Below are 7828 nucleotides of genomic sequence, written 5' to 3'. Positions count from 1 at the left end.
TTTAAATCCATAGTGGTTTATTTTTAATCCATAAAAAAGCCCTTTTGATTCATCAAAAGGGCTTATAAAATTTAGAAAAATTATTTCTAGTTGTCGTTATTTTCTCTATCGATATCGGCCATCATTCCTTCTGGATCGATGGTGACAGATTGTACTGTTTTTGAAGTTTTAAACGTATAGGTTGGATAAGCCCAAGCCCAGTCTTTTAAGGTTGTTGCGGTTGTTGGTTTTTCACCACGCATCATTTGTAATGGGATGTAAAAATCTTCAGTAGTACCATCAGCGTAAGTTACTTTTAGGTCTATAGGCATTGGCATGAGACCAATACGCTCTAAAGTAATGGTTTTGTCTTCAACCGATTTTACCCCATAATCGATGGTGTTTAAGGTACGTGTCCAATCGTTTAAATACCAGTCTAATTCTAGTCCTGAAACTTTTTCCGCAACGCGGATAAAATCGTTACCGTTAGGGTGTTTAAACGCCCATTGATCAAAATATGCTTTTATGGTTTTTTCCTGATTTTCTTGTCCGATAACATACGCCAATTGGCTTAAAAACACATAACCTTTGTAGTATGCCGAAATTGATGACGAACGGTTAAAATGAAAACGATCGGCTTGAGTTGTCATTGGTTGTTCGGTTCCAGAATTAGCATAATATGAATACACATCGTAGGTCTGTTTGGTATCTTTTTTAAATGATTTACCGTTTATTTTACTTTCTGCTAGTTTACCAAAGTATTGTGCAAAACCTTCGTCCATCCAATAGTTTGTCAATTCATTAGTTGCTAATAAAAACTGAAACCAAGTATGTGCTAACTCGTGTGCAGTTACACCAAATAAACCATCAAACTCACCTTCACCAAGAATTAAAGTACACATGGCATATTCCATACCACCATCGCCTCCTTGAATGACTGAATATTGATCATAAGGGTATTTTCCAATGTTTTCGCTGTAAAACTGCATCAATTCAACCGTTTTTGGTTGTAAGTTTTTCCAGTTTTCTAATTTATCAGCAGGCATGGTACTTTTATATAAAAAGTGCAGTAGCGGTCCATTAGGCACTTGCATGGTATCGTGCTTGTATTCTGGATCGGCAGCCCATGTAAAATCATGCACGTTAGGCGCTTTGAAATGCCATGTTAGTTTCTCTGATTTCGGAGTTTTTACAGTTCCTGTTTCATAGCCATGACCAACGTCATTAGGGTTTTGTATATAGCCTGTTCCTCCTACTACATAATTTTTATCAATGTTAAGGGTCACATCAAAATCACCCCAAACACCATGAAATTCACGACCTATGTATGGGTCGGCATGCCAACCTTCATAATCATATTCGGCTAATTTGGGATACCATTGTGTCATTGAAAGCGCTACACCTTCTTTGTTATTGCGTCCAGAACGACGAATTTGAATAGGCACTTGCGCATCAAAAACCATGTCGAAAGTTACACTTTCACCGGGCTGAATAGGTTTTGCGAGTTCAACTTCTAAAACGGTACCTACGGTTTCATGGTTAATAGTAACGCCATTTTGTTTAAGTGAATTGACCTTAATATAACCAATTTCATTAGGTTTAAGTTTGCCTATGCGATCTTTTACCCTAGCATCTGGATCAGGAATATTTTGAGAACGCACGTCCATTTCACTGCCTGGTTGAAAGGCATTAAAGTATAAATGGTAGAACACCTTGTTTAAAACATCTGGAGAATTATTGGTATAAACCAGTTTTTGAGTGCCTTTATATTGATAGGTGTTTACATCCATATCAATTTCCATTTTGTAATCTACATGTTGCTGCCAATATGTAGAACAATTTTCAGAGGTTGTTGCTGAAGTTTTTGTTGCCGCTGTTTGTTGAGTAGGTTTACAAGAAACCAGTAATGAAACACAGAAAACAGATAGTAGAAAACGATTCATATGTAAATTTATTTTGAAGGGTTATTTAAGTAAAAATGCCTGTTTGAAAATAATCGTACTGTTTAAAACAGAAACTTTTCAGTTTTCGATTAAGTTCAAGCAGGCATAGAAACGTGTTGTTGTAATATTATTTAGATGCAGATAATTTTGCAGCCATAATTAAGGCATTATAAGCATTTACCATTTTACCAGATTTTGTTAAATCGGCAAACGGACGAATATCTGAAGTATTACCTCCAACAATGACTTTTCTATTAATAGCTAAACCAGAATCTAAAATAACTGTTTTTACTTCCGCGGCTGTTAAATCTGGGTAGTAAGAACGAACTAATGCCGCAACACCAGCAACTGCAGGAGCAGCCATAGACGTACCGCCTTTAGTATCGTATTCGTTTTCTGGAGTTGTTGAATACACACTTGCTCCAGGAGCAAAAACATCAACGTTTTGTTTTCCGTAGTTAGAGAAACCAGCTACCATTTTAGAGCCATACGTTGGCGCTAAAGCACCTACTCTAATATAAGTATCTGAAACTTCTACATAATTAACATTATCATCTGGGAAGTTAGGCTCTGTATCCACATCTTTACTATCATTTCCTGCAGCATGTACAAAGATTACATCATTTTTAGAAGCATAAGCGATAGCGTCACGAACTAATTTAGCGTGTGGCGAATAGCTTTTACCAAAACTTCCGTTAATCACTTTCGCACCATTATCTACGGCATAACGGATAGATAATGCCACATCCTTATCGTATTCATCACCGTTTGGTACCACTCGAACACTCATTAATTCTACGTTGTTAGCCACACCATTTGCACCTTTGCCATTGTTACGTACGGCAGCAATAATTCCAGCTACGTGCGTTCCATGACTTTCAGATTTTTTAACTGGTTTTACATTAGCATCACCATAATATTTAGTAGACATATCATCTGGATCATCACCATTAACACGTCCTTTAAAATCTTTGTTTAAATTGTAGTTTAAACGATCGTTAATACTTTCCAGCCCATTTTTAATTTCTTTTTCAGCATCAGCCAAAGAGTCCATACCATTACCAAACATACTCATAGCAACTTGCTTAGCTTTAGTTAATTTTTCATCTTCGGTTTCAAGTGCTTTAACGTCTTCTTTAGAATAATCGGCTTTTCCAAAATGTTCAGTTAAGGCCGCATGAACTTCTTTAATCATAACATAAATTTGATCGTAGCGTGCTTTTGTTTCTGTCCATTTCTTGTATTCTACATCATATTCAGCTTCAGCTCTAGCGAAATCTTCAGAATTTTTGTCACCATTAACTAAAATTCTAACCATTTCTAATTGCTCGTCGTAACCTTTACCTAAAAAGTTCCAACCATGAATATCATCAACGTAACCGTTCTTATCATCATCAATGCCATTTCCAGGAATTTCACCTTCATTGGTCCAAAGGATTTCATTTAAATCCTCATGGTCAATATCAATACCAGAATCAATCACGGCAACAATAACTTTTTTTCCTTTTTTATTCTTAATTAATTCCGCGTAAGCACGATCTACACTCATTCCAGGAATGGTATCTTTAACAAGGTCTAAATGCCCCCAGTTATGCGCTTCGGCTTCAGTAAGTTCTGAAACTTTTAAAGGAGAACTATCAATATTTTCAACTGGTGTAGATACAATACTTGATCCACCGCAGCCATAAAGTAATACAGCTGCAAAAGCTGAAGTTGCTATTGTTTTAAATGTTTTCATAGTTACTTTTTAATTATATATGTGTTATTAATTGAATATATCTTGTGTTGTAAATGTGTCTTTTAATCGTACACCTTTTTCGGTGTGTTGCACGGTAATAATTTCGTTGTGTGCATCATGCTCTAAAAACAGATAGAGGTTTTTATTGGCAGCCATGTTTAGAAATTTTTCTTTTTCATCCATGGTTAATAAAGGTCTGGTATCGTAACCCATAACATAGGGTAGAGGCAAATGCCCAACAGTTGGTAATAAATCGGCCATAAAAGCAATGGTTTTGTCCTGATATTTTATCATAGGAATCATCTGCTTGTCGGTATGTCCGTTAGCAAAAAAGATATCGAAACCTAAAGCTGAATTTTTAAGGATATCGTTTTCTGGAAGGGCTGTGAATTTTAACTGACCACTTTCTTCCATAGGAAGGATGTTTTCCTTTAAAAAAGAAGCTTTTTCACGGCGGTTAGGCTCCGTAGCCCATTGCCAATGGTCTTCATTGCTCCAGAAATGCGCATTTTTAAAAGCAGTTTCGTAACCTGTTTTATCTTTGTTCCATTGGATACTACCGCCACAGTGATCGAAATGTAGGTGTGTTAAAAAAACATCGGTAACATCATCACGATGAAAACCATATTGTTTTAAAGATTTATCTAAGCTGAAATCGCCCCACTGGTAGTAATAACCAAAAAACTTATCCGATTGTTTGTTTCCCATACCATTATCGATCAAGATTAGGCGATCGCCATCTTGAATAAGAAGACATCTTGCGGTTAAGTCAATCATGTTATTGGAATCTGAAGGGTTTGTACGTTGCCAAATCGATTTTGGAACGACGCCAAACATGGCGCCACCATCCAGTTTAAAATTGCCCGTGTTTATAGGAAATAAGGTCATACGGAAACAAAATTACGGAATCTATTAACAAACGGCTTAAATGTTAAGAATATATTAAGAAGAATTGTAGAAAAAACCCTTGTTTAATGTCTGTTTTGTTTCTGTTTCTGAAATTTATAGGCCTTCTATAGGAGGAATGGGGTTATACAGGGCTGTATTGATAATTAATACCTTGTTATTTTAAAGTTAATTATTAGCTTCAATCACGGCTTTTAGGCGTTTGCCATAATCAAATAAGGCTTTTATTTCTTTTATACTGGCAAGGCGTTCTTTTCCGAAGATTAAAATGGATTTACCGTTAGATTCCACGTGGTAATACGGGTTACTTTCAAAAAAGTGAGTGATATCATCATTAAAAAACTGCGCAATACTTTTTTCATTTTCACCCATTAAATGAAAACGGTTAGAAAAGTCGTCATGGTTTTCAATATCAATGTCTTTAATCCCTGCTAGAGCCGATACTTTTTCTAAAAAACCTTCTTTATCCAAAGTGAATTCGGGTATCGCTTGATTTATTTCGATATGAATCATGGTTTTTCTAATCACTTCTTTCGCGATAAATTCACCTTCAGAAAATTCAATATCAAACAGTTTGATGCTTTTATCTTCAGTAGATAATTTATTGTAAATATGGTCGATGTGTTTAGTTTGGAAAAAACTAAAATTATTTAAGAAGGTGAGCTCCTTTTGGTGTTTCGGATTGTAGTTGAGGTGATAATCTTCCGCCAGACTGTACAAGCTATTTTGGCGTCTGGTTAAACTCTTTTTTATAATGCGTGGCACGGCTAATAAACGTCGTGAAGCTAGAGGATGTTTGGTGCCTGTATCGTGCATGTCTAGTCCAACCACATCAAAATGACCACCGCGTTTGGCGAATAATTCTTGATAATTATGAATGTTTTCCATCACGGTATTATCTACAAAGTCGCAAAGCGAAAAATCGACAATCACATCTTGGTCTTCAGGAACGGCGTCTAAATGTTTTTTTAATCTGAAATAATTTAAAAAGCTACAAAAATGCTTCACACTTACATAATAATTTTCTTTACCATCTTGTTCCTTATACATCAAAACGTTTGGTTTTAACACATTTCTAAAAAACAGTCCTGCACTTTTGTTAATGATGATATGAATAATTATGGTGGCAATAACCCCAGCGATAATCCCGGTAATTAATCCGATTTTTAGGGTAACCACTAGAGTGATAAAAAAGATGATGAGCTGCTCTTTTCCTATAGAAAACATTTTGGTAATAATGTCTGGAGAAGCCAACTTATAACCGGTGTAAACCAAAATAGCCATAAGTGCTGGGAGTGGTATACGAGTGAGTTGCGTGCTAAAAAAGACAATAAAAATAATTAAAAATAAAGCGTGAAAAAAGTTGGATGATCGGTTGTTTCCGCCTTGGTTTACATTAACCGAACTTCTTGCAATTACGGTAACCACATTTAAGCCGCCTAAAAAACCACTTCCAATGGTGGCTAAACCTAGGGCTTTTAAGTCGCGGTTTACGTTCGAGCGCCTTTTTTCAGGGTCTAATTTATCTACCGCTTTTATACTTAATAGGGATTCAATACTGGAAATGAGCGTGAGCCCGAAAACACTTCCCAAAAAGGCCATACTCCAAATACCATTAAAATTAGGTATGGGGATATCGGCTAGAATATTCTGAATGGAAGGAATACCAGAAATCATATATTCTTTAGATATGGGATTTGCTTCATGCAGCCCAATTTCAACATAATAACTAAATCCAATGGAAAGTATAACAATCCACATAGGTGCTGGAATAAGTTGTAAATACTTGTTTCTCACTTTAGAATAGAAAAACATAATCGCTAAACTTAATATCCCTGCAAGGGCTGCAAAAACAAGTCCTTTTTTCTCATAATGAACGGCATCGTTTAAAGTGAAAGGAATTTCTATGAGATAATCTATGGTATCCGATCGGTTAATTTTATGCGCTAACATGATGTGAAACTGCTTCCCTAAAATGATGAGCCCGATGGCGGCCAACATCCCTTGAATGGCCGAAGAAGGGAAAAAATCGGAGAGTTTTCCCATTCTAAAAAAGCCTAAAAGCAGTAAAAACAGGCCTGAAAACACAATGGCAATATAAGCGGTTTCAAGACCCAAAGTGGTTATAGCCACCAAGGTAACACCTACCAAGCCATTTCCGGGGCCTACAATGGTAACATGACTGCCGCCTAAAAGGGAAACGGTAATACCGCCTATAACTGCGGCAATAATACCTGCAATTGGAGGTGCTTCACTAGCCATCGCTAGACCTAAACCTAAGGGTAGTGCTATGAGACTAACTACAAAACCAGAAAATACGTTTTTTGGTAAGTCTTGAATAAATTGCTTTATGTTGCTTTTTTTTCCACTCATTGTAGAATTAGTACATCGGTTGGTAATTCGGTTAAAATATGTTCAATATCGTGGGGGAATAATCGGTCCCAAAAGGTCATTTTAGAAGGCGCATTCATTACGAGTAAATCGGCTCGAGAAATTTGGGCATAATGCCCAATGGAATAGCCTTGTTTTCCAAAAATGGCCTGTAATTTTATAGTTTTATCTTGGGTATAAGCTTCTGGAATATGACTAATAATCTCATTAATTCTAGAGTTTTCCCTAAGTTTTATACGCTCTTTCATGATATTTGCCATTCTTAGCGATTTATCGTCTTCGACCTTTACTGTGACTTGGTCTTCCTTAATTTCTTCAACAATTGTTAGCTTTTCAGTTTTTAATTTCGTGGCAAAATAAAAGGCAGTTGTAATGGTTTGTTCGGTTTTTGGGTCTTTTAACCCGTTTACGACGATATGCTGACACGGGATACGTTCTACAGCAGGTTTTATCAATAGCAGGATCGAACATTTGGCACGTCGCGTAATTTTTCTTGCAATAGAACCTACGTAATATTTTAGAAAGCGTTCGCGTTGTAGGGCACCAAGAATAAGTAAGTCAATTTTTTTTTCTTCGGAAATCGATAAAATAACTTCAACAGGATCACCAGTTTTAAAAACCACTTCGTAGTCTAATCCCTCCGATTTAAAGCTTTTTAATATGTCGTCAAGCTGATTTAATTTTTCCGCGGAAGCGTCACCCACATGAATGAGAAAGAGTTTAGCGCCTAAAAACACAGACAATCTAGCAGATTCATATAAGTTCGCTTTTAAGTTTGGAGAGAAAGCGACCCCAATTCCTATACTTTTAAAGGGCTTTAAAGACAAAAAGTGCTCAATTTTATGGTTAAAGTTGAAAGATAGTATTTTTA

Annotated in this window: 5 protein-coding genes; all 5 read right to left on the bottom strand. The window is 36.2% G+C overall.

The window, feature by feature from the left end; all coding sequences use genetic code 11:
- Positions 1-86: 86 nt before the first annotated feature.
- On the bottom strand, positions 87-1922 hold the full coding sequence (locus KO493_RS03000; protein ID WP_216066467.1) for a M1 family metallopeptidase: 1836 nt from the start codon (positions 1920-1922) through the stop codon (positions 87-89).
- A 127-nt stretch (positions 1923-2049) separates the two neighbouring features.
- Positions 2050-3660: a S8 family peptidase gene (locus KO493_RS02995; RefSeq protein ID WP_216066466.1), complete on the bottom strand. Its 1611-nt coding sequence runs from the start codon at positions 3658-3660 to the stop codon at positions 2050-2052.
- Between the two features lie 27 nt (positions 3661-3687).
- On the bottom strand, positions 3688-4548 hold the full coding sequence (locus tag KO493_RS02990; protein ID WP_216066465.1) for an MBL fold metallo-hydrolase: 861 nt from the start codon (positions 4546-4548) through the stop codon (positions 3688-3690).
- A 186-nt stretch (positions 4549-4734) separates the two neighbouring features.
- Complete coding sequence (locus tag KO493_RS02985) at positions 4735-6939, bottom strand: SulP family inorganic anion transporter (RefSeq protein ID WP_216066464.1); 2205 nt, start codon at positions 6937-6939, stop codon at positions 4735-4737.
- On the bottom strand, positions 6936-7784 hold the full coding sequence (locus KO493_RS02980) for a universal stress protein (protein ID WP_216066463.1): 849 nt from the start codon (positions 7782-7784) through the stop codon (positions 6936-6938). Before KO493_RS02980 ends, KO493_RS02985 begins: the two co-directional genes overlap by 4 nt.
- Positions 7785-7828 lie beyond the last annotated feature (44 nt).

It is taken from the genome of Pseudotamlana agarivorans (assembly GCF_018860245.1).
GTDB classification, from domain to species: Bacteria; Bacteroidota; Bacteroidia; order Flavobacteriales; family Flavobacteriaceae; genus Pseudotamlana; species Pseudotamlana agarivorans_A.
This window is presented reverse-complemented; position numbering and strand designations above follow the sequence as displayed.

What these genes read in the sequence shown, in the direction of transcription:
- KO493_RS02990 (WP_216066465.1), bottom strand. Translation starts at nt 4,548, where the DNA reads ATGACCTTATTTCCTATAAACACGGGCAATTTTAAACTGGATGGTGGC.
- KO493_RS02985 (WP_216066464.1), bottom strand. Translation starts at nt 6,939, where the DNA reads ATGAGTGGAAAAAAAAGCAACATAAAGCAATTTATTCAAGACTTACCA.
- KO493_RS03000 (WP_216066467.1), bottom strand. Translation starts at nt 1,922, where the DNA reads ATGAATCGTTTTCTACTATCTGTTTTCTGTGTTTCATTACTGGTTTCT.
- KO493_RS02995 (WP_216066466.1), bottom strand. Translation starts at nt 3,660, where the DNA reads ATGAAAACATTTAAAACAATAGCAACTTCAGCTTTTGCAGCTGTATTA.